The sequence below is a fragment of the Streptomyces sp. NPDC049837 genome, from assembly GCF_040674455.1.
GTDB lineage: Bacteria > Actinomycetota > Actinomycetes > Streptomycetales > Streptomycetaceae > Streptomyces.
On the sequence record NZ_JBFAMP010000002.1, the window covers coordinates 492,810 to 516,176 of the forward strand.

A 23,367-nucleotide genomic window follows, 5' to 3' on the forward strand; every position below is an offset into this window, starting at 1 on the left:
GCATGCTCACCATGCAGGGCGTGGGCGTGCCACCCGGCGATCGGGGGCATCCCGTGGGCTCCGCGCCCGCCGGGCGTCGCGGTGCCCGCTGGCGTGTGCGCCGGTAGGTGCGGGTCGCTCAACACCGCGCCCGCGCACCTCAGTTGATAGTATGACTAGCTTTTGTCGTGCTTTCGGACGACGGCGGCCCGGACATCCACTGGGAGGAAGCGACACAGGACGCGACACACTCCCGGAGGAGCCGCATGGTGGACGTCGAGCGACTGCTGGCCGACTGCCTCCAGGACGCGCGTAGCGCACCCCTCGGTACCCTGCCGCTCGCCGCCGAGGGCGCCGCGTACGCCGCGGCCCGACGCACCTTCCTGACCGCCGGGCTGCGGGCCCTGCGCGACGACGTGCCGGAGACCGGCTGGGTCCAGCTCGGCCTCGCCCCGTGGCCGGACGCCTGGCCCGCCCTGTACCGGCGGCTCGCCGAGGCCGGCCACGAACTCACCGGCTGCGGCTGGGCGAACGACTTCTTCTTCATGCACAAGCCGCCCGGCCTGCGCATCCGCTTCCACGCCCCCCGCCCGGCCGGCGTGGCCGCCCTGCGCGCCGAACTCCTCCGCCGCTTCGACCGCCAGGACGGCGCGTGGACCAGCCCCGCGGAGGGCGTGTACGAGCCCGAGACCTACCTGTTCGGCGGCCCGCGCGCCATGCCCCTGGTGCACGCCCTGTTCACCGCCGACTCGCTGGCGTGGCTCGACCACCACGCCGCACCGGACAAGGAGGCCCCCGCCGACTGGCGGGTCTCCCTCACCCTGCTGCGCGCCGTCCTCGACGGCCTGGGCGTCGTGGGCTGGGAGCACCGGGGGGTCTGGCAGGTCGTACGGGAGGAGACCGGGCGCCGCCTCGTCGGCGGCCTGCACGACGCGTCCCGCCGGCGGGCGGCCGCCGGCATCCGCGCGTACTGGAACCTGACCTGCGAGGAACAGCTCGACGCACTCCCCAAGACCTGGCGGGGCGGCCTGCGCGACCACCAGGACGCCCTGCGGCGGGCCGCGTCGCGCTGGCGGACCGGCTACTTCGAGGCCGGTGACGCGGTCGTCGGCCCCCGCCGGGCCGCCGCCCACTACGTCATCTTCCACTGGAACCGGGGCCGGTTCTCGACCGCCCGCCAGAGCCTGCTGACCGAGGCGCTCGCCTCCGACGGCCACGACGACCCCGCTGCCGCCTGCGACGAAGGGGCCTGCTGACGTGGGCGAGGACCGGATCACGGGCGCCACGGCACTGCTGCGGATCGCGGGCATGCCGTGCGAGGCATGGACCTCGGCGGCCGACCCCGCCCTGTTCGACCGGGTCGCGCGCCACGCCCGCGCCGGTGAACAGCGCTCCGCCCGCGCGCGGGAACTCGCCGAACGGCTCGGCACGAGCGTCGTGCCGCACCCGGACCTGGCCGGCACCGACCGCGGGGCCGTACTGGCGCTGCGGAGGCGCCTGCACGCGGGAAGCGCCCCGCGCCCGGCGGACCTGGCCCTCCTGGACCGGCTGCCCGGGCACGTGGCGGCGGCCGGCCTGGCCCGCAACGCCCGGGCACTGGCCGACCAGGCCGGGCGGGACGACACCGAACGGGCGGAGCTGGAACGGCTGGTGACCGAGGGTCAGGAACAGGTGGCCGAGCGGGTCTGGGACCTCGCGCGTAGCCACCCCGTGATGCGGGACCTCGTGGACAGCGCGGCCCCCGGGCTCCTCGCGGACGTCGAACAGCGCCTGGCGGGCGGCGAGTCCTGGAGCGGCAAACGCCTGCGCAAGCGCGCGGCCTACCTCTGGCGCGTCCTGGGCCGGGCGGCGGTCAAGACCACCCCCAGGGGCTGGGCCGGCCAGCTCGCCACCGCCCCCCTCCGGGCGGAAGCACCCGGCGCCCTCCTCATCGCCCCCGGCACCACGCTCGGCGCCCTCGCCGCCACCGGCACGGAGAACGTCCACCTCGTCCGCTCCCGGCCCCCCGGCCCGCCCGACCTGCGCACCGCCGACCCGGGCACCCTGCTGGCGCCCGCGCCCCTGCACTTCACCGAACCGCCCGCCTCCGTACGGGCGTACGTCGTCGACCCGCGCCAACCCGGCACGCTGCGCCACGTCACCCTGCGCCGCACCCGCGCCCTGGACACCGTGCTGGGTGTGTTCGCCGACGGGCCGTGCCCGCTGGGCGAGGTCGAGAAGACGCTGCTCGGCATGGCGACGGCCCCGGACGCCACCAAGGTCCCGGACGGCCCGACGGCCCCGGACGGCCCGACGGCCCCGGACCCCGCCGTGTTGCGCGGCTTCCTCCAGCACCTCCACACCATGGGCCTCCTCCAGGTGTGCACGGCCCCCCGGCTGCGCCACACCGCCTGGACGCCGCCCGAGCAGGTCACGGCACCCGGCACCCTGCCCCGGCCGCTCACCCCCACCGACGGTGAACCCGGCGGCTGGTTCCTGGACTCGTACCGCACCCCGGCCGCCCCGGTGCCCGCCGCGGCCGCCGAACGCGTCCGGCGCGGGCTGCGCGTCGCCGCCCGGATCGCCGCCCTGCGCGACGCCGACGCCCGGGCCACCGCGCGGGAGGCGCCCGAGCTCGCCGCGATCACCCAACAGCCGCGCCCCGTCAGCGAGATCCTCGCCACCCTGCTCCCCACCACCCCCGGCGACCACCGCCCCGCGACAGCGGTCCGGCACCGGTACGAGGGGTGGCCCGCGCCCACCGACCCCGGCTCCGGCTACGCACGGCTGCTCGCCCGCCTCGCCGCCCACACCGGGCCCGGCCCGTCCCACGTGGACGACGCGCTGCTGGACGCGCTCGGCGCCCCGCCCGCCGAGGACGCCCTGCCGCCCTGGCCACTGGACTGCCTGCTGCGGCCGCTCGCCGGGCCGGCGCCGGGCCCCGTCGCCGTGCTGGAGACCGCGTCCGCCGCCGGCGTGCTGGACGCCCGGTTCGCCGACGGCCTGCGCGCCCTGTACGGCGGCCACGGCAACGCCGACGCCCACCGCGCCTTCCTCGCGGCCGTCGAACGGCACAGCGGCGTACGGTTCGTCGAACTGCTCGTCCCGCCGCTCGCCGAGCGCGCCGCCAACGCCGTACGCCGCCCCGTCGCCACCGGCTGGTGGACCGGCGACCCCGACCCCACGCCGTACTACGGGCCTTCCGGTGGCGGCGCGCGCTACCTTCCGCTGGACCGGATCACCCTGCGCCGCAGAGGCGGGCGGATCGTCGCCGAGGCGGACGGCCACCGCGTGATCCCCGTCCACCACGCCACCCGCACCCCCGTCCCGCCCTACGACCTGCTCCTGCGGGTCCTGCTCGCCGCCGGTCACCCCGCCGCGTCCACCCTCCTGCGCCTGGACGGCCTGGACGGCGCCCTGCCCGGACACCGCAGGCTGCCCCGGGTGACCGCCGCCGGCGAGCTGGTCCTCTCCCCGGCGACCTGGCGGCTGGACCGCGCACGGTTGTGGCGGCCCGGCGACGACGCCCTGGGCAAGGTCCGCACGCTGGCGCTCCTGCGGCGCGAACACGGCCTGCCCCGGCACGCCTTCGTCCGCACGGCGGCGGGCGCCAAGCCCGTCCCCGTGGACCTCGACGCGCTGACGGCACTTCAGGTCATCGACCGGCTGTGCGCCCAGCGGCCCGGCGCGGAACTGCTCGTCGAGGAAATGCTCCCCGCCCCCGCGGACCTGGTGGTGCGCGACCCGCTCCACGGCGGCGCGGCCGTCGCCGCCCAGGTACTGCTGAGACTGCCGTACGACTCCGGCGGCGACGCCCTCGAACAGCTCGCCGCCCGCGCCGCCGACGCCCTGTCGCACGGCGCCGGCCCCCAAGACGTCCCCGACGGTCCGCCCGCAGCCGGCGGACGGACGGCCGGGGCGGCCATCGCTCACTAGCGCGAGAAGGGAAACCACCATGCCCGGAATCGAACTCACCGACCTCGACGCCCTCATCGACGACCTCGACGAGCGCATCACCGACACCGAACTGACCCAGGGCCACCCGACGACGGCAGGCTGCAGCGGCCTGTGCACCATCGTCGTCTGCGCGACCGTGGTCATCTGCGCCTGAGCCGGCGCGCCCGGCTCGCCCAGGAGCCGCACGGTACGACCGGGCGGCTCCGCGCCCGCGGGGCGGACATCGCTCACCAGCGCGAGAAGGGACCCATCATGCCCGGAACCGTCGAGCTCACCGACCTCGACGCCCTCATCGACGACCTCGACGAGCGCATCACCGACAGCGAACTGCCCACGGTGGAGGCGTACACCGAGGGATGCAGCGGTCTGTGCACCATCGTCATCTGCGGGACCGTCGTCATCTGCTGACCGCGAGCGCGCCCGCGGGGCGCCTTCGCGGCCCACAGGAGCCGCCCGGTGCATCCGGGCGGCTCCGCCCACCCCACGAAAACAGGAGCCCGATGGACACCCTCCACGACCCGGTCGCCGGCCTCGCCCTGACGTACCTGGAGAAGTGGACCGCCGCCCCCGACACCCAATTGACCTCCGACCCCGGCATCCCCGTCCTCGCCCACCTCGTGGCGGCGACCGGGGACCCCGGGGCCACGGCCACGGCGGCCCGCGCGGTCGCCGTCTGGGCCAGGACGGCGGGGCGCGGGCCCGGTCACCCCGCCCTGTACGACGGCGGACTGGCCGGCACGCTCGTCGGGCTGCGGCTGGGCGCCCGGCTCCACCCGGCACTGCACCGGGCGGCCGACCGGCTGCGGGACCACCTGACCGGTGACACCATCGCCGCGGCCTGGCGCACGGCGGACGTCGCCTTCCCCGACTACGACCTGATCAGCGGACCCGCCGGCATCCTGCTGGCCCTGTGCGCCGGCGCCGAACCGACGGAACCCCAACTGCGACGCTCCGTACACCACTTGGTGTCCCTCTGCGACCGCGACGACCTGCCCCGGCTCCGCACCGGCCAGTACGAACGGCACCCGTACCTCTCCTGGACGAACCGTCGCGTCAACACCGGTATGGGCCACGGCGTGGCCGGTGTCGTCACCGCCCTCACCGCCGCCCTCCGCCGCACCGGCGACCCCAAAACGGCCCAAGCGCTGCGCCGCGCCACCGGCTGGCTGGCCGCCCGGTCCTACGTCGACGAGCGCGGCATCCGCACCTGGCCGGGCGCCGGGCTCGACGGGGCGGCGCCCCCGGCGGACGCGCACCCGCGCCAGGCGTGGTGCTACGGGACACCGGGCGTCGCCTGGGCGCTGTGGGACGCGGCCGACGCGCTGGACGACAGGGAGGCGGCCGGCTGGGCGCTGACGGCGTTCCGTACGCTCGCCGAGCGGTACGACGAGGACTTCCACCTGTTCGGCGACGGACCGGCCGACGTCCTCGGGCTGTGCCACGGCGCGGCGGGCGTGCTGGCCGTGGCCGACGCCTTCGGCCGTCACGCCCAACTGCCCGCCGCCGTCCTGGGCGCCCGCCTCGCCGCCCACCTGGAGGGCCGGCTGCCCGACGCGCTGGACACCCCGTGGCAGGCCGGGCTGCTGACCGGCGCCCCGGGAGCCCTGAGTGCCCTGCTCACCGCCCGTGGCGGGGGCCGCGACTGGCTGCCCTGCCTCGGCCTGCGCTGAGGGCGCTCGTTAGGGTGAACGGCCATGAACGTCAAGGCTTTTGATGGTTACCTGGCCCGCCTGGGCGTCACCGACCCCGGTGAGCCCTCCGCGGAGGCGCTGAGCGCGCTGCAACGGGCCCATCTGGAACGTGTCCCGTACGAGAACATCGACATCCAGCTCGGCAGACCGCCCGGCATCGAACCGGAGCTGTCGGCGCGCCGGTTCGCCGCCGGACACGGTGGTTACTGCTTCCACCTGAACGGCGGCTTCGCCGCGCTGCTGGAGGCCCTCGGCTACGACGTCACCCGCCATGTCGGCGGCGTCCACCACGAGCCCGAGGGGCGCGGCGCCAACGGCAACCACCTGGCGCTGACCGTCCGCGTCGACGGCGAGGCCTGGTTCGTCGACGCCGGGCTCGGCGACGGCCCCCATGAACCGCTCCCGCTGCGCCCGGGCACGTACCAGCAGGGCCCCTTCACGTACCGGATGGAACCGTCGGTCACCGAACCGGGCGGCTGGACGTTCCACAACCCGGCCGGCCCCTTCCCCGTCATGGAGTTCGCCGCCCGGCCCGCCACCATGGCGGACTTCGCCGACGAGCACCTGCGGCTGTCCACCGCGCCGGACTCGCCGTTCCGGACGACGTTCGTCGCCCTGCGCCGTGACGCGAAGGGGCTCGACCTCCTGCGGGGCCGCCTCCTCACGCGCATCGACGCGGCCGGGCGCACCGAGCGGACGCTGGACACGGCGGGGGAGCTGTTCGCCTCTCTCGCGGACGTGTTCGGCCGCGACCTGGACGGTCTCGACGCGGACGACCGGGCCACGCTCTGGGAGCGGGTCACGCGCGCCCACGAGGAGTGGCTGGCCGCCCGGGGATAGCGGCACTCACCGCGCCAGGCCGGCGACCAGGCGCGCGGCGTCCGCCCGGAACACCGCCGAGCCGGCCGCCGTCCGCCGGTCCCTCGCGGGGCCCGGGCGGGCCAGCTCGTCGACCGCCGCCAGCAGGTGACGGAGGTCGGCGGCGTACGTGGTCAGGCCCTCCGCCGCCATCTCCCGCACCCCCACGGCGCCGTGCCCGGGGATGGGCCGGTGGCCGATCACCGGCAGCCCGGCGGCGAGGGCCTGCACCGCGGTCTGGCCCGCCGCGTTGTCCACCAGGACCCGCGCCGACGCCATGAGCCCCGGCATGTCGTCCGTCCAGCCGAGCGCCCGCACCCCCGGCAGTCGGGCCGCGCGCCGCCGCAGCCGCTCGTCCCGCCCGCACAGCAGCACCGGCCGCGCACCGTGCCGGGCGAGCGCCCCGGCGGTACGCAGCAGCCCCGGCCCCACGCCCCACGCCCCGGCGGACAGCAGCACCACCGGCCGCCCGGCCACGTCCGGTGCGGGGGCCGCGGTCTTGTGGAACTCCGGCGGCACGACCGGCCCGGTGGCGACCGCCGTCCGCCCCGTGCCCTCCCGGGCCGCGCGGGCGGCGGTCTCGGTGACGCACAGGTACAGGTCGTTGCCCGGGTCCAGCCAGGCGCGGTGCACGGCGAAGTCGGTGACGAACACCGCGCACGGCACGCGCAGCGCGCCCCGGCCGCGCATCCGGCCGGTGATCTGGCCCGCGAGGTGGAAGGTGGAGACGATCACGTCGGGCCGCCACCCGGCCACGAGCGCGCCCAGCCGCCGCTCGGCGAGCGCGGCCATCGGCGCCACGTCCGGCACCCGGCGGGGCCGCCCTTCGCGCGAAGGGGGCCGGGGCGCCAGGAACAGCGCGTAGATCGCCTCGTACACCGGAGGCAGGCGGCGCACCACGAACCGGTAGAAGCCGCGCACCGCCGGACCCACGCCCGGGGGCAGCAGCGTCAGCACGTCCCGCACGAGGACGTCGTGGCCGTCCGCGCGCAGCCGGCGTGCCAGTTCGCCGGCGACCGCGTCGTGGCCCGCGCCCATGCTCGCGCTGAGCACCAAGCATCGCCGCCCCATGGGAGCCCTCCGTTCCGTGCCGTTCCATCGTGTGCCGTCCGGCTCTCCGGCGCGGCCCGGCGGGGGTCCGAATCGGACTGTTCGGGTGGATCGGAGGGCGCGCTGGCGGGTTGCCGGGAGGCGAACCGGCGGGAAACCGGGAGGCTGGGAGGGCACGGTCCACGACAGTCCGGAGGATCCGCCATGCCCCCCACGCCCCGTCGCGAGGCCGAACCAGGAAGGGCACGGCCCGTCGTGCTCGTCACGGGCGCGTCCTCGGGAATCGGCGCGGCGGTCGCCGACCGGTTCGCCGCCGACGGCCGCTGGCGGCTGCTGCTCGGCGGCCGGGACGAGGAGCGGCTCGCGGCGGTGGCGCGGCGGACGGGCGGCGGCGCGGTGCGGGCGGACCTGGGGGAGCGGGCCGGGGTGGAGCGGCTGGCCGCCGACGCCCTGGCGCGGGAGGGCCGGGTGGACGCGCTGGTGGCGGCCGCGGGCATCGGCTGGGCGGGGCCGTTCACGAGCATGCCCGCCGACGCCGTCGACCGGCTGATCGGCCTCAACCTCACGTCGGTCGTGCACCTTGTCCGCCTGCTGTTGCCCGGGATGGCCGAGCGGGGCGTGGGACACCTGGTGATGATCGGCTCCATGGCCGGGCGTGTGGGGGTGGCCAACGAGGCGGTGTACGCCGCCACCAAGGGCGGGCTGCTGGCCTTCGCCGACAGCCTGCGCTACGAGCTCGCCGGCACCCGCGTCGGGGTGACGGTGGTCCTGCCGGGCGCGGTGGACACCCCGTTCTTCACCACGCGGGGCGTCCCGTACCACCGTGACCACCCGCGCCCGGTGCCGCCCGAACGGGTGGCCGAGGTGGTGTGGCGTGCGGTCGTACGCGGCCGGGACGACGTGTTCGTACCGGGCTGGCTGGCGATGCCCGCCCGGGTGCACGGTGCCGTGCCCGGCTTCTTCCGGGCCCTGGCCAAGCGGTTCGGCTGAGTCCGGTGCTGGCACTGTCGATCTGCCTGGCGTTGCTGGCCGCTCTCGGCAACGCCGGGGCCTCCGTGCTCCAGCGGCAGGGCGCGGCCGCCACCGGCCCCGAACCGGCCTCGGCGCGGCGGGGCTCGTGGATGGCGGGACTGGTGCACCGGCGGGTGTGGGTGTGGGGCGCGGCGCTGCTCGCGGTGTCGGGCATCCTCCAGGCGCTCGCGCTGGCCACCGGCCCGTTGTCCGTGGTCCAGCCGGTGATGAGCACGGAGCTGATGTTCACGCTGGTGGTCGGAGGCTTCGTGTTCCGGCGCAGCCCGGACACCCGCACCCGGTGGGCGTTCGCCGCCATGGCGCTGGGCCTGGCCGTGTTCCTGGCACTGGCCGACCCGTCCGGCGGCCGGGCCACGGTGCCCCTGGCCGACTGGGTGTGGACGGCCCTGGGCGCGGGCGCGTTCGTGGCCGTCCTCGGGGTGGTCGCGCTGCGGCTGCCGTCGTCGTCGCGGGCGGCGGTGCTGGGCACGGCGACCGCGACCGGGTTCGCGTGCACGGCGGCGCTGCTCAAGGACGCGCTGGGCCGGCTCCCGGACGGGGTCGACGAGGTGCTCACGACGTGGCAGCCGTACGCCGCCGTGGGCGTGGGCCTGGCGAGCTTCGTGCTGCTCCAGGTGACGCTTCGGGCGGGTTCCCTGGTGGCCTCGCAGCCCGCGCTGACCCTGGGGGACGCCCTGCTGAGCGTGGTGCTGGGGGTGACGCTGTTCGCGGAACGGGTCCACCTGGGCTGGCGGGTGGGGTTCGAGGCGCTGGCGCTCGCGGTGCTGGTGGCCGGGTGCGTCCAGCTCGCCAGGTCCCCGCTCGTCACGGACGACACCGAGGGCCAGGAGCGGCGGTGGTGAACGCACGGCTGCCCCTGGGGGTGGCGGGCGCCGTCGCGGCCTGGCACATCGGGCCCGCCGCGACCTGGCTGCCCGGCGCCCGTGCCGCGCTGTGGCCGGGGCTCGACGGGCGCGGCGACCCGTCGCACGTGGCGCTCACGTTCGACGACGGCCCCGATCCGGAGAGCACGCCCCAGTTCCTGCGCGCACTGGACGCCCTGTCCGTACGGGCCACGTTCTTCGTGCTGGGCGGGCGGCTGGCCCGCCGCCCCGCGCTCGGGCGGCTGATCGCGGCGGAGGGCCATGAACTGGCCGTCCACGGCTGGCGCCACGACCGGCCCTGGTGGCCCCACCCGCTGCGGGACGCCCGCGACCTGGCGCGGACGGCGGACCTGGTCGCCGAGGCGGCCGGGCGGCGGCCCCTGTGGTACCGGCCCGCGTACGGCGTCCTCACCGGTGGCCGGTGGGCCGCCGCCCGGGCCGCCGGGCTGCGCACGGTGCTGTGGTCGGCGTGGGGGCGCGACTGGACGGCCGGGGCGACGGCGCGGAGCGTGCACGCGGAGGTGGCGAGGACGCTGCGGGGCGGCGCGACGGTGCTGCTGCACGACTCCGACGTGGTCAGCGCGCCGGGGGCGTGGCGGTCCGCGCTGGGCGCGCTGCCGGGGCTCGTCGAGGACTGCCGGCGGCGGGGCCTCCAGGTGGGGCCCCTCGTGGACCACGGCCTGATCGAATAGCTCATACATTCGATTTACTCGTACGCTGAGAGCATGACCGCGCACGTGCAGGGCTCCCTCTTCGACCAGACCGACGACATCCGCCTGGGACCGCTGTCCGGCCTCCGGCGGACCGTGCTGGGCGACGGGGCGTGGATCGACCTGCTGCCGGGCTGGCTGCACGGCGCCGGCGCCCTGTTCGAGACGCTCGCCGAGAGCGTCCCGTGGCGCGCGGAGCGGCGCACGATGTACGACCACGAGGTCGCCGTACCCCGGCTGCTGGCCTACTACGGCGAAGGGGCCCCGCTGCCGCACCCGGTGCTCGACGAGGCCCGCGCCGCCCTGTCCGCGCACTACGCCGCCGAACTGGGCGAGCCGTTCACCACGGCCGGGCTCTGCTACTACCGGGACGGCCGGGACAGCGTCGCCTGGCACGGCGACCGGATCGGGCGCGGATCGCGCGAGGACACGATGGTCGCCATCCTGTCGGTCGGCGAGCCCCGCGACCTGGCGCTCCGCCCCCGCCGGGGCGGGCCGTCCCGGCGGGTGCCGCTCGGCCACGGCGACCTGATCGTGATGGGCGGCTCGTGCCAGCGGACCTGGGAACACGCCGTCCCCAAGACCGCAAAGGGGGTCGGCCCCCGGATCAGCGTCCAGTTCCGGCCCCGGAACGTCGGCTGAGGGGCGAGGCCTAGCGCACCAGGTGCACGAGCTGGGTGCCCAGCTCGTAGCGCGCTCCGACGACGGCCAGTCGGCCCGCCTCCACCCGGGTGGCGATGTCCGGTTCGGCGCGCAGCAGCCCGCGTACGAGGCGTACGTTCGCGGTGATCGTCGCGTCGATCCGCGCGTCCCCCGTCTGGCCGCGGTCGATGGCGGGCCGGATCCGCTCGGCGACGTAGTCGATGTGGGCGGGCGGCCGCTCGCCGGTCTCGTCCGCGCGCACCGCCGCCGCCACGGCCCCGCACGACTGGTGGCCCAGCACCATGACGAGCGGGATGCCCAGTTCGATGACGCCGTACGCGATGCTGCCGAGCACCGCCTCGTCCAGCACCTCGCCCGCCGAACGGACCGTCATCAGGTCGCCGAGGCCCTGGTCGAATATCAGCTCGGGCGGGACGCGGGAGTCTATGCAGCCCAGCACCAGGGCGAAGGGACGCTGTCCCGAGACGGCCGCCACCCGGTCCGCCTCGCCCTCGTGCGGATGGACCTGGTGCCGCGCGTGCCAGCGCCGGTTGCCGTGGACCAGCGCGCGCAGCGCCTCCTGAGGGGTGCGGGGGCGCGGCCCGCCGGTACGAGGCGCCGCCACGGCGGGGGCGGAGCCGGTGGCGACCCCCGCACCGAGGGCCGCGGTGGAGGCGAGCGCCGCCCGCAGCAGCGCGCGGCGGCCACGGGGAGCGGGAAGGGACAGGGTCACGGGTCTGTCGTCCGGATGCGTTGTCACGTCATGGAACGTACGTCCGCCTGTTCGCCGATTGTTCGAGTTTGATCACCTGTTGAGCCGCCTATGGCCGACGTATGGCCGTACTTTGGGCGAACGATGGATTCCCCCCGACCACGCGGCTCCGGCCCGCACGCCACGCGTGGTCGGACGGCGACCGGCGGTCACTCATGGTCGCCATGGGCCAAGCGGTGTTAGAAAGGGGAGCGTGGTCCACTTTTTCGACCGATTCCGTGGTGCCTCGGTTCGGTCACTGGCCGAGAGGCGCCCACGGAGCGTCGCGGGACAGGTCTTCGTCCTCCAGGTGGCGCTCGTCGTGCTGCTGGTGCTCGGCGCGGTCCTGGCACTGCTCCTCCAGTCGCGCAGCGACAGCGACCGGGAAGCCCGCAACCGCTCCATCGCGGTCGCCGAATCCTTCGCGCACTCCCCGGGCCTCGAAAACGTCCTGAAGACCCACCCCGACCCGTCGAGCGTCCTCCAGCCGCTCACCGAAACCGCCCGCGAGAGGGCCGGGGTCGACTTCATCGTCGTGATGAACACCGACGGAATCCGCTACACCCACCCCCAGCCCGAGCGGATCGGCGGACGGTTCGTCGGCACCATAGAGCCCTCCCTCGCGGGCCGCGTCCACACCGAGAGCGTCGACGGACCCCTCGGCGAGGAGGTCCAGGCCATCGTGCCCGTCAGGGGCTCGAACGGGGACGTCATCGCCCTCGTCTCGGCCGGCCTGGAGGTCCGCAACGTCACCGGCGTCGTCAACCGGCAGTTGCCCGTCATCCTCGCCACCAGCGCCGCCGGCCTCGCCGTCGCCACCGCCGGCACCGCCCTGGTGGCCCGGCGGCTGCGCCGCCAGACCCACGGGCTCGGTCCCACCGAGATGACCCGGGTGTACGAACACCACGACGCCGTGCTGCACTCCGTGCGCGAGGGCGTCGTCATCGTCGGCGGCGACGGCCGGCTCCTGCTCGCCAACGACGAGGCCGAACGGCTGCTCGGGCTGCCCCCCGACGCCGAGGGCCGCAGCGTCAAGGACCTGCCCGGCCTCGACCCCGGCATGGCCGAACTGCTCTGCTCCGGCCGCGTCGCCACCGACGAGGTCGTCCCCGCCGCCGACCGGCTGCTCGCCGTCAACCAGCGCCACACCGACCGGCACGGCGGCCCCGCCGGGACCGTCGCCACCATCCGCGACACCACCGAGCTGCGCGCCCTCACCGGCCGCGCCGAGGGCGCCCGCAGACGGCTCAACCTGCTGTACGACGCCGGAGTCGGCATCGGCACCACCCTCGACGTCGTCCGCACCGCCGAGGAACTCGCCCAGGTCACCGTCCAGCGCTTCGCCGACTTCGTCACCGTCGACCTGGCCGACCCCGTGCTGCGCGGCGAGGAGCCCAGCGGCACCGCCGCCGACATGCGCCGCACCGCCGTCGCCGGCATCCGCGACGACCACCCCCTCTACCCGCGCGGCAAGATGATCGGCTTCGTCCCCTCCACGCCCCAGGCACGCGGCTACGGCACCGGCCGGGCGGAACTGGTGCCCGACCTGTCCAAGGCGCCCGGCTGGCAGGCCCAGGATCCCGAGCGGGCCGCCCGGATCGTCGAGTACGGCATCCACTCGCTCATCGCCGTCCCCCTCAAGGCCCGCGGCGTCGTCCTCGGCGTCGCCAACTTCTGGCGCTCCGAGAAGCCCGAACCCTTCGAGGACGAGGACCTCGCGCTCGCCGAGGAGCTCGTCGCCCGCGCCGCCGTCTGCATCGACAACGCCCGCCGCTACACCCGCGAACACGCCATGGCCGTCACCCTCCAGCGCAGCCTGCTGCCCCGCGCCCTGCCCGAGCAGAGCGCCCTGGAGGTCGCCCACCGCTACCTGCCAGCCCAGTCCGGCGTCGGCGGCGACTGGTTCGACGTCATCCCCCTCCCTGGCAGCCGGGTCGCCCTCGTCGTCGGCGACGTCGTCGGACACGGCCTGCACGCCGCCGCCACCATGGGCCGGCTGCGCACCGCCGTGCACAACTTCTCCACCCTCGACCTGCCCCCCGACGAACTCCTCGGCCGCCTCGACGACCTCGTCGGCCGCATCGACCAGGACGAGGACGAGGACGACACCGGCGCCGCCGGAATGACCGGCGCGACCTGCCTGTACGCCGTGTACGACCCCGTCACCCGGCGCTGCTCCATGGCCCGCGCGGGACACCCGCTGCCCGCCCTGATCCACCCCGGCGGCGACGTCGAGTTCCCCGACCTCCCGGCCGGTCCGCCGCTCGGCCTGGGCGGCATACCCTTCGAGACCGCCGAACTGGACCTCGCCGAGGACAGCCAGATCGTCTTCTACACCGACGGGCTGATCGAGGACCGCACCCGCGACATCGACGTCGGCATCGAACTGCTCCGCAAGGCCCTCGGCCGGCCCGCCGCCACCCCCGAGGAACGCTGCCGGCTCGTGCTCGACGAACTGCTGCCCGCCCACCCCAAGGACGACGTGGCCCTGCTCGTCGCCCGCACCCGCGCGCTCGGCGGCGACCGCGTCGCCGACTGGGACGTGCCGTTCCACCCCGGTGCCGTCGGCGGCATCCGCTCCGCCGCCGTGCGCAAGGTCACCGAGTGGGGCCTGGACGACCTGTCCTTCGCCGCCGAGCTGATCCTCAGCGAGCTGATCACCAACGCCATCCGCTACGGCGCCGCCCCCGTCCGCGTACGCCTGATCCACGACCGCGGCCTGACCTGCGAGGTCGCCGACCACAACAGCACCTCGCCCCACCTGCGGTACGCCGCCACCACCGACGAGGGCGGCCGCGGCCTCTTCCTCGTCGCCCAGCTCGCCGAACGCTGGGGCACCCGGTACACCGCCCAGGGCAAGGTCATCTGGGCGGAACTCCCGCTCCCCGGCGCCGGCTCCACACCGGGGGACGGCAGCGGGACCCTGCCGTTCGACGTCCTCAACGCCGGCCTGATCTAAGAGGCGACCATGTTCACCCCGCACGGCCCGACGTTGCGCGAACTCGCCACCCAGGCGCTCTCCTCCACCCAACGCGGCTACGACCTGCTGGCCCCGAAGTTCGACCACACCCCGTACCGCACCTCCGACCGGGTGCTGGACGCGGTCGCCGGCGCCCTGCGGCCGCTCGGACCGTTCCGGGCGGGCCTCGACGTGTGCTGCGGCACCGGAGCGGGGGTCGGGGTGCTGCGCGAGCTGTGCCGGGAGCGCGTGACGGGCGTCGACTTCAGCGCCGGCATGCTCGACCGGGCCCGTGCCGCCCACGCACCCGGCGGCTCATCACCTGAGCTCCACTGGGTGCGCGCCGACGCCCGCGCCCTGCCGTTCGTCCCGTCCTTCGACCTGGCCGTGAGCTTCGGGGCGTTCGGGCACTTCCTGCCGGCAGAACGGCCCGCCCTGTTCGCCGGGGTGCACCGGGCGCTGCGGCCCGGCGGCCGGTTCGTCTTCCCCATCCCGGCCCCGCCCCCGGTCGGCTCGCCCCCCTACTGGGAGCTGTGGGCGTTCGACACCGCCATGCGGGTGCGCAACCTGCTGTGGCGGCCGCGCTTCATCATGTACTACCGCACCTTCCGCCTCACCGACGTGGTCGCGGAACTGACCCGCACCGGCTTCACGGTGGAGCTGTCCCCGCTGGAGGAGTTCGGCCGGCAGCCCGGCGGGGCTCCCCGGTGCCGCCTGGTGACCGCCCTTCGGCCGTGAGCCACATGGGCGGCGGCCGGTTGCGGAGGACCTGAACAGCTTGTCCAGTGGGAAACCGGTCCGCGACGCGCCGAATCCGCTGCGGCGCGCGGACAACGGCACCGGCCCGTTTCACCTCTTCGGTGTCGTACCAGTGGTTTCCCGAGAGGCAGTGAAGAAGACATGGCCGTCGGCGCATCGAGTGTCACCGTCCCACCGGAGCCGGGGGACGGCCCCGGACGCGGGCGTGAGCGGGGCGGCGGCGACCCGCGCGCGTCACGGGCCGTCCCGTGGGCGGCCCTCCTGGCCGCGCTGCCGCTCGGCCTGCTCGCCGCCGCGTCGTACCTCGGCCGGTACGTCCGTCCCAGCGCCGACGAGTGGTGCTTCCTGCCCGTCGTGCGCGACGGCGGCATCTCCCGCCTGGTCGGGAAGTTCTACGTCACCGACAACGGGCGCGTCGGCAATGGGCTGCTCGTCGGGCTGTACGCCAAGTTCCCGGTCGCCGGGCACCAGTGGTACGCCCTCGTCAGCGGCGTCCTCATGCTCGGGCTGCTGTGGGCGCTCACCACGCACGTGCTGCGCCGCGCCGGGCAGAGCGTGCCGCGCGGGGTGCCCCTGCTCGTCGCGTCCATGATCACGGCGGTGTTCCTCTTCGCCACCCAGAACACGTACAAGACGTTCTTCTGGCCCGCCGCCTCCGTCTCGCATACCCTCGCCCCGGTCCTCGCCTGCGCGGCCGCCATCCCGCTGCTGCGGGCCCGCGGCCGGGGCGGGCGGATCGCCGCGCTCGTCGTCGTGCTGCTCGCGGGCGTGTTCATGGGCACGCTCTCCGAAGAGGCGTCCGTGGTGGCCCTGGTGGTGCTCTCGGGCGTCGTCCTGTTCGCCGGGTGGATCTTCACCGAACGGGTCAGGGCCTTCGCCCGGGCCTGGTCCCTCCTCGGCATGGCCGGTGTCGCCATCGGCACGGTCGTGCTCGTGACGTCCCCCGGTTCGCGCAACCGGCGCGAGCGGTACGACGCCGAGACCGTCTCCATGATCGCCCCCGAATCGCTGCTCGCCTCGCTGCGGGCGTACGTCCGCATCCTGGAGACCATCCTGACGACATGGCAGTACGCGGGTGCCGTCGCCGCCGGTGTGCTGCTCGGCCTGCTGGCGCGCGGCACCGCCCGCCGGGAGCGGCGGGTCCTGCTGCCGTGCCGGCCGCTGCTGCTGGCCGGCCTCGGCGCGCTGGCGTTCCTCGTCTCCGGCTACCTGTGCACCGTCATCACGTACCCGGTCTTCGGCCCCCGCGTGGTGAGCGCGGAGCGCACCTGGAACGACTACCTGCTGCTGTACGTGCTGCTGCTGGTGGCCGCCGGTGCCTTCCTGGGGCGGGCGCTGCGGCTGCGCGGGGTCCGCACCGGAGCGGTCACCGGCCTCGCCGCGGCGGTCTGCGCGGTGACCGTCCTGGGGCTCGCCGCCCCGCTGTACGAGCTGGGCCACGACATGCGGGTACGGGCGCAGAAGTGGGACCGCCAGGACCGGTGGCTGCGGGAGCGGGCGGCCGAGGGCGCGAAGGTGCTGCCGTACAAGCCGGTGTCGGTGAGCGGGATGCTGGAGCCGTTCAGCGCCAACGGCACCAGGATCTGGCCCGCCCAGTGCGTCGCCGACTACTACCACCTGGACAAGGTCACTCGCGGGACGCGCCTTCCCTGACCCGCTCCTCCCCGGGCGGCTGCCGCGACGCGGAACGGCGGGTGGCGGCCGCCCCGGAGGTGATGGCCCAGCGGGCGAGGACGAAGGAGAGCGGGGTGACCAGGAGCCCGGCGGCGATGGCCGCCAGGTTCTCGTCCATCCCCAGCCGGCTCACCGCGAGGTGGAGCAGGATGCCGCTGCCCACCACGTTGGCCGCGCCCGACAGCGGATAGCGGGCGAAGGCCCGCCACGTGGGCCTGGTGCGGACGGTGACGTACGAGTTGAGCAGGAACGAGCCGACGACGCTCACCGCGTACCCGATGACGTGGGCGGCGAGGTACGGCAGCCAGACGTTGAGCGTGGCGTACACGCCGAAGTAGACGGCGGTGTTGGCCAGCCCGATGAGGCAGAAGGAGACGAACTGTCCGAGGACGGCGGGCTTCACGGCTTCGGCCGGGCCCGTCCCGCCGGCTCCAGGGGCGTCTCGCGCGTGTCCCGGCGGCGGGGGCGGGCCGCGGAGCTGTCCGTCTCCCGCACCACGTAGTGCGGGCGGCGCTTGGCCTCGTGGTAGATCCGGCCCACGTATTCGCCGATGACGCCGAGCGTGGCGAGCTGGATGCCGCTGAGGGCGACGATGGCGGTGATGAGCGTCGCGTAACCGGGCGTGTCGACGCCGTCGAGTATCACGTTGGCGACGATCCAGAGCGCGTAGACGAGCGCGGACAGGAACAGCCACAGGCCGGTGTGGATGGCCAGGCGCAGCGGCCGGCTGTTGAACGACAGCAGCCCGTCGATGCCGTAGTTGAGCAGCCGCCGGCCGCCCCACTTGGACCGGCCGGCGGCCCGCTCGACGTTCTCGTAGGTGAAGCTGACGGTGTCGAACCCGATCCAGGAGAACAGGCCCTTGGAGAACCGGTTGCTCTCCGGCAGGGAGAGCAGCGAGTCGACCGCGCGGCGCGACAGGAGCCGGAAGTCGCCCGCCCCGTCGATGACTTCGACGTCCATGAAGCGGCGCACGAGACGGTAGTAGGCGCGGCTCAGCGCGGTCCGGACGGTACCCTCGCCGGACCGGTCGCGCTGGGCGATCACCTGGTCGTAGCCGTGCCGGTGCAGCTCCAGCATGCGGGGGAGGAGCGCGGGAGGGTGCTGGAGGTCGGCGTCCATGAGCACGACCACCTCGCCCCGGGACATGCGCATACCGGCGAGCAGTGCGGACTCCTTGCCGAAGTTGCGGCTGAAGGAGGTGTAGCGCACGCGCCCGTCGGCCGCCGCCAGGTCCCGCAGCCGGTCCACGGTCCGGTCGCCGCTGCCGTCGTCGACGTAACACACCTCGAAGGTCACGCCGGTCGGTTCGAGAGCGGCTATGAGGGCGGTGTGGAAGGCGTCGATCACCTCGCTCTCGTCGAAGCACGGGACGACGACCGACATATGGACCATGGGCTGCTCACTCCATGCACTGGTGTGCGGGACGGCGGCCGGGAGTTCGGGGCCGCCGCATAGGGAGGATGGCCATGGGGCCACCGGGGTTGCCTGCACCGGGCGATGGACTTCGCCCGCTGCGGCACCCGTGCAGCCAGTGGAGCGCGGCGGCGGCGCCTCCACAGCCCCACGCCGTCCACTCGGGTGAGTGCGTGACGGTCCGTGTCCACGCACGCGTGCGTCCGCCCCGTCACCCGGGCTTGCGGGGACGGGGCGGATATGGGTGGGCGTGTGGCGCCGGGCGGGGCGGGTCCTGGATCAGGACTAGCCCTTCCCGACCTCCTTGTTGACGGCGGCCGGCGAGTCGTACTCCTTCTCGGGGAGGGACTTCAGGGCGTCCATGACCTTCTTGTCGGCCTTGTGCTTCTGTGCTTGGTCGACGATCTCCTTCTTGGAAGCCGGGTAGTTGACGCCGCCGAGGGCCTTCTGCATTTCGATGGGGTTCACAGCCATGGTCGAGGGGTACCCCCGCGCGCGAACCGGATACCGGGACCAAAGTCCATGTCACGACAATGGAGCACAAGCACCTTTTTCCCCACGCAGCGCGAATCCGTCACGGTTGCATCACAATGTCGTGTGAGAGCCGGAGAGTGCGGGCACATCCATGTGCGGGAGGGCGACCCGGTTCGGGGGCCGGCGCATCGCCCGGCCTCGGGGCGACCGGCCTGGAGCAGGCGCCGGCGTCCCTCTCTCCTTGCTTCGTGGCGTGGGAAAGGCAGGTACGTTCATGCTGTTGGCGCATCCCGCAGTGCTTCGTGAGCTCGTAGCCCGTTACGAATCCCTGTGCACCGCCTCCCAGGAGCTGGCCCTCGCGCCCGACCTGAAACGACGGCTCGACGATGTCACGTACACGCTGTGCGTGACCACCGGGACGCGGCACCTGGACCAAGCGCTGGCCGCCGCGCGGGCGAGGCTGGCGGCCACGGCCGCGGTCACCGCCACGGCCGCGGCCACGGTCACAGCCGCGGCCGGCGCGGCACCGGCGGCGGCGGGCACCGCCACCTGACGCGGGGAGAACTTTCGGCGGCCCCGGCCCAGGGGTTGACCGGGGCCGCCACGGGTGTCCGCGGGGAGTGCGGAGCGCCCGGTCGGAACACCAGGGGCGACGCGAGGAGGGAGCGTCGTCGCCGGTGTTCTGTCCCGTTCCCCGGGGCGTGTGTCACCGGGGTGTCCGAGCAGTAAATATATTTACCGTCCAGTAAGCAAGCGCATGAAAAATTTCATGCCTTGGTGACGCGTGAAAACGGCGGAAAACGCCCTTGCGGCAGGGCCCGTGAGCGGGATCGGCCGGTGCGGTTCAGTCGTCGAGGAAGAAGTTGTGCTGCTCGGCGGCCTGCTCGTACCCCTCCAGCCGCAACTGCGTCCGCTCCGGGTTCGCGTCCGCCATCGCCTGGAGCACGGAGGCCGCGAGGACGCCGGGCGCCGCGTACGAGTCGAATACCAGCCGTGACCCCGTCCCGGCCGTCAGCGTCACATCCGCCTCGTCCACCAGCGGCCCGAGCGTCAGGTCCGTGATCAGCGCGATGCGCAGGCCCGTCCGGCGCGCCGCCCGCATCGCGGCCAGGGTCTCGTGGGCGTGCCTCGGCATCGCGAAGGCCAGCACCCACGTCCCGCCCGCCTCCCGGGACTGCAACAGCGCGTCGTAGGCGACGCTGCCGCCACGGGTCACCAGCCGCACATCGGGGTGGATGCGGCGCGCCGCGTACGCGAAGTACTCCGCGAGCGACACCGAGATGCGCAGGCCCAGGATCGTCAAGGGCACCGAAGTGGCCAGCTCGCGACCGACGTCGAGGATCTGGCCCGGGTCGCCCAGCAGGCGGCGCAGATGCTCCAGGTTCTCGATCTCCGCGTCGATGGCGGCCTGGAGCTCGTTGCGGCGGATCTCCTCACGGGTGTCCGGCGCGCCGGCCACCGCGCTGAGCGCGATCGGCTGCAACGCCTCCCGGAGCGCGGGGAACCCGCTGTACCCCAGGGACGTCGCGAACCGCGTCACCGACGGCTGGCTGACGCCCACGCGCTCCGCGAGGTCGGTGATCGACAGGAACGCGGCCTCGGTGAGGTGGTCGATGATGTACTGGGCGATGCGGCGTTGGGCGGGCGACAGCCGGTGACCGCCGAAGAGCGCCATGACCCGGTCCATGGGAACGGCCGGGGCCGCCTCCGCCGCGGGGGACGGCTTGCCCGGCGTGATCGCGGCCGCCTGCGCGCGTGCCTGCTGCCCTGATGGCACCGGTGTGCCTCCTTCGTGTCCCGATCCCGCTCAACATAGCTCAACCGCCCCGGCCGCTCCCGGGCCCACCGATGTGCGTGACGCGGCCGCTCGGGAGCATGCTGGCTGTGTGCCCCGGCACCGCGCCGCCCCCGCCTGCGCGTCCCGCACACGCGCGTTCCGCACTCGTGCGCGTCCCGCCGCAGCGCGTACGGCGCCGCCGGGAACCGCCCGCTGAGTAAGGCTGCGACATGCCAGGGAAACCGCACAGCAACGGCAACGGCAACGGCAACGGCAACGGCAACGGGACCGGCACGGGCGCCGGCACCGGCACCCGGACCAAGGCCGCGACCGGCCTGCCGGGCGGGCCCGCGCTGGAGCTGGCGCGGGCCACGGTCGGCGCCGTCGAGGCCACCGGGGGGTTCGCGGGTGGGGTCTACCTCCGTACCGGCACCCCGGGGCTGCTGCGGCTGGCCGTACTCGCCGGGCTGCCCGCGACGCTGTTCCACCCCTGGTGGCGCATGCACATCAACCGGCCCTTCCCGGTGGCCGAGGCCTACCGCTCCGGCATGGCGGTCCACCTCGCCGACGCCGAGGACGCCATGCGCCGGTACCCCCAGCTCATGGCGGGCCTGCCGTTCCCCTTCGGATCGCTGTACGAACCGGTCGCGCACGGCCGCGAGACGTTCGGCGTACTCGTGGTGCTCCGCGCCGCCACCCCCGGCCGGCCCGTCGACCCCGGCGACCGGCGCCGGATGCGGCAGGCCGCCCAGGACCTCGGCACGCGCCTCGCCGGCCTCGCCGCCCGGGGCACCCCCGCGTCCTGGGACGGCCCGCCCGTCAACGTCCAGCTCCCCGCCCGTGCCACCCCGCCCGTACGGACCGGCCACCTGGACTGGGACACCGCGACCGGGGCCGTCACCACGGACGAGGACTTCCGTACGATGCTGGGCGCCGCCCCGGACACCCCCACGTCCACCATCGACGCCCTCGCCGCGCTGCTCGCCCCCGAGGACACGTACGGCCTGTGGACCGTCGCCCACCAGCTCGGCGACCCCGGCCGGCCCCGCATCCGCCGCATCTGGCTGCACGCCCTCGACGGCCGCCCCTGCCTCCTGGAGCTGACCGGGCACGACCGGCGGCTTCGCGGAACCCTCGTCGACCCCGGGACCGGGCCCGTCGTCGCCGCGGCGGCCGACCGGTTGCCGGGCGGGGTGTGCTCGCTGGACCGGCTCGGGCGGATCACGTTCGTCAGCCGCACCGCCGAGACCCTCCTCGGCCGCGGCCGGCCCGAACTGGTCGGGCGCCCGTTGTGGGAGGCGCTGCCCTGGCTCGGGAAGCCCGCCTACGAGGACAGCTTCCGCTCCGCCCTGCTCTCCGACGAGCCCGTCCACTTCCTGGCCCACCGCGACGGCGAGACCTGGCTTTCGGTCTCCCTCCACCCCGGCCACGAGGGCCTGACCATGACCCTCGCCACCGCCGAACAGCCCGCCTACACACCCGGATCGGTCGTCGCGCCCGGCGCCGGGCTCGGCTCCCCGGCCGACCGCGCGTCCATGCTGTACCGCCCCGTCGCCCTCGCCATCGCGCTCACCGAGGCCGTCACCGCCCGGCAGGTGTCCGCCGTCGTCACCGAGGAACTGCTCCCCGCGTTCGGCGGCCGCCAGCTCGCGATCTACCTCCTGGACGAGCGCCAGCTCCGCCTCGCCTGGGAGACCGGCTTCCCGCAGGGCTTCCTCGACCGCTTCGACGGCGTCGGGCTCGACGCCCGGCTGCCCGGCGTCGAAACCCTCACCACCGGCCGCCCCATCTTCTTCGAGTCCATGCAGCGGCTCGCCGCCGCCTACCCCGGCATCCCCCTGGACGCCAACGTCGGCGCCCGCGCCTTCCTGCCCCTCATCGCCTCCGGCCGCCCCGTCGGCTCCTGCATCCTCGGCTTCGACCAGCCCCGTGGCTTCAGCCCCGAGGAACGCACCGTCCTCACCGCCCTCGCCGGACTGATCGCCCAGGCCCTCGAACGCGCCCGGCGCTACGACTCCGAGGCCGCCCTCGCCCGTGGCCTCCAGGACGCCCTGCTGCCGCACCGGCTGCCCAGCCTCCGGGACGTCGACACCGCCGGCCGCTACCTCCCCGGCACCCAGGGCATGGAGGTCGGCGGCGACTGGTACGACGTCGTGGAAACCGGCCAGGGCATCGCCCTCGTCATCGGCGACGTCCAGGGACACGGTGTCTCCGCCGCCGCCACCATGGGCCAGTTGCGCAGCGCCGTACGCGCCTTCGCCCTCAGCGGCCACGACCCCGAGGAGGTGATGAGCGGGACGAACCGGCTGCTCATCGACCTCGACGCCGGACAGTTCGCCACCTGCTGCTACGTCGTCCTCGACGCGGCGACCGGCGCCATGCGGGCCGTGCGCGCCGGCCACCTCCAGCCCCTGCTGCGTCACCCGGACGGCACAACGGAGGTCCTCGACCTGCCCGGCGGCGTCGTCCTCGGCGTCGACCCCGAGGCGTCCTACCCGGTCACCGAAGCGCGGCTCGCGCCGGGCGGGGTCCTCGCCCTGTACACGGACGGACTCGTCGAACAGCCCGGGATCGACATCGACCTGGGCATCGAGCGGCTTCGCCGCGCCCTCGCCGGAGTCGGCGCGTCCCCGCTCGGCGACACCGCCGAGCGGCTCATCCGCGAGGCCACGTCCGCGGGCGACCGGCCCGACGACATCGCCCTGCTCCTCGCCGCCCGCCGCCCCGACGGCGACCCCGGCCGGAGCCGTCCGGCATGACCGCGGTTGTGCCCGGCGGAGCGCCGACCGACCATGG

21 protein-coding genes are annotated in these 23,367 nt (G+C 74.9%); 15 read left to right on the plus strand and 6 right to left on the minus strand.

The features are described 5' to 3' along the window. The first annotated feature begins 245 nt into the window (after positions 1 to 245). The 6 genes from AB0J57_RS06730 (at position 246) to AB0J57_RS06755 (ending at position 6,446) form a co-directional block, all read left to right on the plus strand. The gene (locus tag AB0J57_RS06730; RefSeq protein WP_366126909.1) at positions 246 to 1,235 is read left to right on the plus strand and encodes a thiopeptide-type bacteriocin biosynthesis protein; all 990 of its coding nucleotides are present in this window, start codon (positions 246 to 248) and stop codon (positions 1,233 to 1,235) included. Position 1,236: 1 nt separating this feature from the next. Continuing rightward, entirely contained in the window at positions 1,237 to 3,894 is a 2,658-nt protein-coding gene (locus AB0J57_RS06735) for a lantibiotic dehydratase (protein WP_366126910.1), read from the plus strand. 19 nt (positions 3,895 to 3,913) lie between these two features. Continuing rightward, complete coding sequence (locus AB0J57_RS06740) at positions 3,914 to 4,069, plus strand: hypothetical protein (RefSeq protein WP_366126911.1); 156 nt, start codon at positions 3,914 to 3,916, stop codon at positions 4,067 to 4,069. Beyond that, entirely contained in the window at positions 4,027 to 4,323 is a 297-nt protein-coding gene (locus tag AB0J57_RS06745; RefSeq protein ID WP_366126912.1) for a hypothetical protein, read from the plus strand. Before AB0J57_RS06740 ends, AB0J57_RS06745 begins: the two co-directional genes overlap by 43 nt. Before the next feature lie 92 nt (positions 4,324 to 4,415). Further along, entirely contained in the window at positions 4,416 to 5,585 is a 1,170-nt protein-coding gene (locus AB0J57_RS06750; RefSeq protein WP_366126913.1) for a lanthionine synthetase LanC family protein, read from the plus strand. 24 nt (positions 5,586 to 5,609) lie between these two features. Continuing rightward, on the plus strand, positions 5,610 to 6,446 hold the full coding sequence (locus AB0J57_RS06755) for an arylamine N-acetyltransferase (protein WP_366126914.1): 837 nt from the start codon (positions 5,610 to 5,612) through the stop codon (positions 6,444 to 6,446). Positions 6,447 to 6,452: 6 nt separating this feature from the next. Here AB0J57_RS06755 and AB0J57_RS06760 read toward each other — a convergent pair whose 3' ends face one another. Next, positions 6,453 to 7,535, minus strand: coding sequence for a galactosyldiacylglycerol synthase (locus tag AB0J57_RS06760; protein ID WP_366126915.1), 1,083 nt, complete (start codon positions 7,533 to 7,535; stop codon positions 6,453 to 6,455). A 183-nt stretch (positions 7,536 to 7,718) separates the two neighbouring features. Between AB0J57_RS06760 and AB0J57_RS06765 the strand changes: the two genes are divergently transcribed. From AB0J57_RS06765 to AB0J57_RS06780, 4 genes are read left to right on the plus strand one after another with little or no spacing between them, the layout of a single operon-like run. Further along, complete coding sequence (locus AB0J57_RS06765) at positions 7,719 to 8,504, plus strand: SDR family NAD(P)-dependent oxidoreductase (RefSeq protein WP_366126917.1); 786 nt, start codon at positions 7,719 to 7,721, stop codon at positions 8,502 to 8,504. Between the two features lie 5 nt (positions 8,505 to 8,509). Further along, positions 8,510 to 9,388 carry a DMT family transporter gene (locus AB0J57_RS06770; RefSeq protein ID WP_366126918.1) on the plus strand — a complete coding sequence of 293 codons (879 nt, stop codon included), beginning with the start codon at positions 8,510 to 8,512 and terminating at the stop codon, positions 9,386 to 9,388. Beyond that, positions 9,382 to 10,101: a polysaccharide deacetylase family protein gene (locus AB0J57_RS06775; RefSeq protein ID WP_366126919.1), complete on the plus strand. Its 720-nt coding sequence runs from the start codon at positions 9,382 to 9,384 to the stop codon at positions 10,099 to 10,101. The genes AB0J57_RS06770 and AB0J57_RS06775 overlap by 7 nt, the downstream gene beginning before the upstream one ends. A gap of 33 nt (positions 10,102 to 10,134) precedes the next feature. Then, positions 10,135 to 10,761 (plus strand): alpha-ketoglutarate-dependent dioxygenase AlkB, encoded by a 627-nt coding sequence (locus tag AB0J57_RS06780; protein ID WP_366126920.1) that lies wholly within the window; start codon positions 10,135 to 10,137, stop codon positions 10,759 to 10,761. Between the two features lie 10 nt (positions 10,762 to 10,771). Here the strand turns inward: AB0J57_RS06780 and AB0J57_RS06785 are convergent, their stop codons facing one another. Then, positions 10,772 to 11,521: a carbonic anhydrase gene (locus tag AB0J57_RS06785; protein WP_366126921.1), complete on the minus strand. Its 750-nt coding sequence runs from the start codon at positions 11,519 to 11,521 to the stop codon at positions 10,772 to 10,774. A gap of 250 nt (positions 11,522 to 11,771) precedes the next feature. Between AB0J57_RS06785 and AB0J57_RS06790 the strand changes: the two genes are divergently transcribed. From AB0J57_RS06790 to AB0J57_RS06800, 3 genes are all read left to right on the plus strand, one after another. Next, on the plus strand, positions 11,772 to 14,471 hold the full coding sequence (locus AB0J57_RS06790; RefSeq protein WP_366127166.1) for a SpoIIE family protein phosphatase: 2,700 nt from the start codon (positions 11,772 to 11,774) through the stop codon (positions 14,469 to 14,471). A 9-nt stretch (positions 14,472 to 14,480) separates the two neighbouring features. Then, positions 14,481 to 15,209: a class I SAM-dependent methyltransferase gene (locus AB0J57_RS06795; protein ID WP_366126922.1), complete on the plus strand. Its 729-nt coding sequence runs from the start codon at positions 14,481 to 14,483 to the stop codon at positions 15,207 to 15,209. A gap of 162 nt (positions 15,210 to 15,371) precedes the next feature. Further along, positions 15,372 to 16,883, plus strand: a complete 1,512-nt coding sequence (locus tag AB0J57_RS06800; protein ID WP_366126924.1) for a DUF6056 family protein — start codon at positions 15,372 to 15,374, stop codon at positions 16,881 to 16,883. On the opposite strand, the gene AB0J57_RS06805 is transcribed toward AB0J57_RS06800, so the two are convergent. The 3 genes from AB0J57_RS06805 to AB0J57_RS06815 all read right to left on the minus strand — a co-directional run bounded on the left by AB0J57_RS06805 (position 16,858) and on the right by AB0J57_RS06815 (position 18,794). Continuing rightward, positions 16,858 to 17,307, minus strand: a complete 450-nt coding sequence (locus AB0J57_RS06805) for a GtrA family protein (RefSeq protein WP_366126925.1) — start codon at positions 17,305 to 17,307, stop codon at positions 16,858 to 16,860. The two genes, AB0J57_RS06800 and AB0J57_RS06805, sit on opposite strands and share 26 nt — an antisense overlap. Beyond that, positions 17,304 to 18,299 carry a glycosyltransferase family 2 protein gene (locus AB0J57_RS06810; protein WP_366126926.1) on the minus strand — a complete coding sequence of 332 codons (996 nt, stop codon included), beginning with the start codon at positions 18,297 to 18,299 and terminating at the stop codon, positions 17,304 to 17,306. The genes AB0J57_RS06805 and AB0J57_RS06810 overlap by 4 nt, the downstream gene beginning before the upstream one ends. 306 nt (positions 18,300 to 18,605) lie before the next feature. Continuing rightward, the gene (locus tag AB0J57_RS06815; protein ID WP_366126927.1) at positions 18,606 to 18,794 is read right to left on the minus strand and encodes a DUF2795 domain-containing protein; all 189 of its coding nucleotides are present in this window, start codon (positions 18,792 to 18,794) and stop codon (positions 18,606 to 18,608) included. A 274-nt stretch (positions 18,795 to 19,068) separates the two neighbouring features. Between AB0J57_RS06815 and AB0J57_RS06820 the strand changes: the two genes are divergently transcribed. After that, positions 19,069 to 19,347 (plus strand): DUF5133 domain-containing protein, encoded by a 279-nt coding sequence (locus AB0J57_RS06820; RefSeq protein WP_366126928.1) that lies wholly within the window; start codon positions 19,069 to 19,071, stop codon positions 19,345 to 19,347. Between the two features lie 291 nt (positions 19,348 to 19,638). Here AB0J57_RS06820 and AB0J57_RS06825 read toward each other — a convergent pair whose 3' ends face one another. Then, positions 19,639 to 20,571: a MurR/RpiR family transcriptional regulator gene (locus AB0J57_RS06825; protein ID WP_366126929.1), complete on the minus strand. Its 933-nt coding sequence runs from the start codon at positions 20,569 to 20,571 to the stop codon at positions 19,639 to 19,641. A 335-nt stretch (positions 20,572 to 20,906) separates the two neighbouring features. On the opposite strand from AB0J57_RS06825, the gene AB0J57_RS06830 reads away from it, so the two are divergent. After that, positions 20,907 to 23,330: a SpoIIE family protein phosphatase gene (locus AB0J57_RS06830; protein ID WP_366127167.1), complete on the plus strand. Its 2,424-nt coding sequence runs from the start codon at positions 20,907 to 20,909 to the stop codon at positions 23,328 to 23,330. The last annotated feature ends 37 nt before the right edge of the window (positions 23,331 to 23,367 follow it).